Genomic DNA, 1,610 nt, shown 5'->3' with positions numbered 1-1,610 from the left:
GTCGAACAGGTCTTGACCGGTGGTTTGCGACAGGTGGCGCGGCGGCGGCCAGAGATCTTCGAGCGCCTGGGCGCCTATCAAGAGGCGCGGTTCATTCTCGCGCCCGAAGACTGGCCTGTGGTCTTTCAACTGTCGCCGCGAGGCGAGTCGGGCTCGGTGCGCGTCGCGCGGGCCACGGCGCCGATGGCGGCCACCGCGCGGGTAGGCGGCCGCCTGAGCGCGCTGCTGGGCCTGTTCGACGGCTCGGTCGACGCCGACGCGGCGTTCTTTTCGCGCAGCATCAAGGTCGAGGGCGACATCGGGGCGGTCATGGCCCTGCACAACGCGCTCGAGGCGGCGGAGTTGACGGTGGCTGATTTGCTGGGCCTGGCTGCGCCGGCCGGCGCCATGGCCAATGCTGGCCTGGCCTTTTGGCTTAGGCGCTTGGCCCCACGCGGCGGAGCCGACCTCTGATGTCGCGCATCGAGCTCGTCTGCCCGGCCGGATCGCCGGCCATGCTGCGCGCCGCCATCGAGGCCGGCGCCGACAGCGTCTATTGCGGCCTGCGTGACGAAACCAACGCCCGCAACTTTCCTGGCCTGAACTTCTCGCCCGCGGAATTGCAGGTCGCCGCCGACTGGGCCCATGAGCGGGGCGCCAAGGTGCTGGTGGCGATCAACACCTTCGCCAGGGTGGGGGCGGTGGCAACTTGGCGCGCTTCGGTCGATGCGGCGGCTCGAACGGGCGTCGACGCCATCATCGTCGCCGACCTGGGGGTCTTAGCCTATGCGCGCGACGCCCACCCGCAAATGAGGTTGCATCTTTCGGTGCAGGCGGCGGCCGGTTCGGCTGACGCCATCGACTACTACGCCAAGACCTATGGCGTGCGGCGTGTGGTGTTGCCGCGGGTGCTGTCGGCCCCCGAGATCGCCGCGCTCAATCGCTCGATCAGTGTCGAGACCGAGGCCTTCGTGTTCGGCGGCCTTTGTGTGATGGCCGAAGGCCGCTGCGCCATGTCGTCCTACGCCACCGGTCGCTCGCCCAATCTCTCGGGCGTCTGCTCGCCGCCCGAAGCGGTGTCGTTCGAGGACCAGCAGGGTCAGCTCACCTCGCGCCTGGCGGGTTTCACACTCGACCGCTTCGCAGCGGGCGAGACCGCCGGCTATCCGACGCTGTGCAAGGGCCGCTTCACGGCCGGCGGCCAGGCGTCCTATCTGTTCGAGGAGCCCGTCAGCCTCAACGCCATGAGCCTTCTGGCCGATCTGGCCAAGGCTGGCGTCACCGCCGTGAAGGTCGAAGGCCGCCAACGTGGCAAGGCCTATGTCGCGCGGGTGGCGGCGGCCTTTCGCGGCGCGCTGGACGCACTCGATCGCGGCGAAACGACCGCCTCCTATGAAGCTCTGCTGTCGAACCTTGCTGAAGGCGGCCGCGAGACCGCCGGGGCCTACCGAAAGTCCTGGCGATGAAAGCACAGCGCATGGAGCTGGCCCTGGGACCGTTGCTGTTCAACTGGTCGCCGTCCCGCGCCGCGGCCTTCTATGACCAGGTCGCCGCCGATCCCGCGATCGATCGCGTCTATCTGGGCGAGGTGGTGTGCGGTAAACGCGGGCCCCTCCTGGCCGACACCTTGG

At 69.0% G+C, this 1,610-nt stretch carries 2 protein-coding genes; both read left to right on the top strand.

All coding sequences use genetic code 11. The features are described from left to right. A partial coding sequence (ubiT, locus tag AC1RJ9_RS28310; RefSeq protein ID WP_492842007.1) for a ubiquinone anaerobic biosynthesis accessory factor UbiT occupies positions 1-453 on the top strand: 453 nt, incomplete at its 5' end. After that, positions 453-1,445 carry a ubiquinone anaerobic biosynthesis protein UbiU gene (gene ubiU, locus AC1RJ9_RS28305; protein ID WP_492842009.1) on the top strand — a complete coding sequence of 331 codons (993 nt, stop codon included), beginning with the start codon at positions 453-455 and terminating at the stop codon, positions 1,443-1,445. The genes ubiT and ubiU, both read left to right, overlap by 1 nt. Positions 1,446-1,610: the final 165 nt, after the last annotated feature.

It is taken from the genome of Caulobacter sp. GW822-FHT07D08 (genome assembly GCF_058798735.1).
This window is presented reverse-complemented; position numbering and strand designations above follow the sequence as displayed.

Coding starts and splice junctions, on each gene's coding strand:
- ubiU (WP_492842009.1), top strand. CDS start 453: ATGTCGCGCATCGAGCTCGTCTGCCCGGCCGGATCGCCGGCCATGCTG.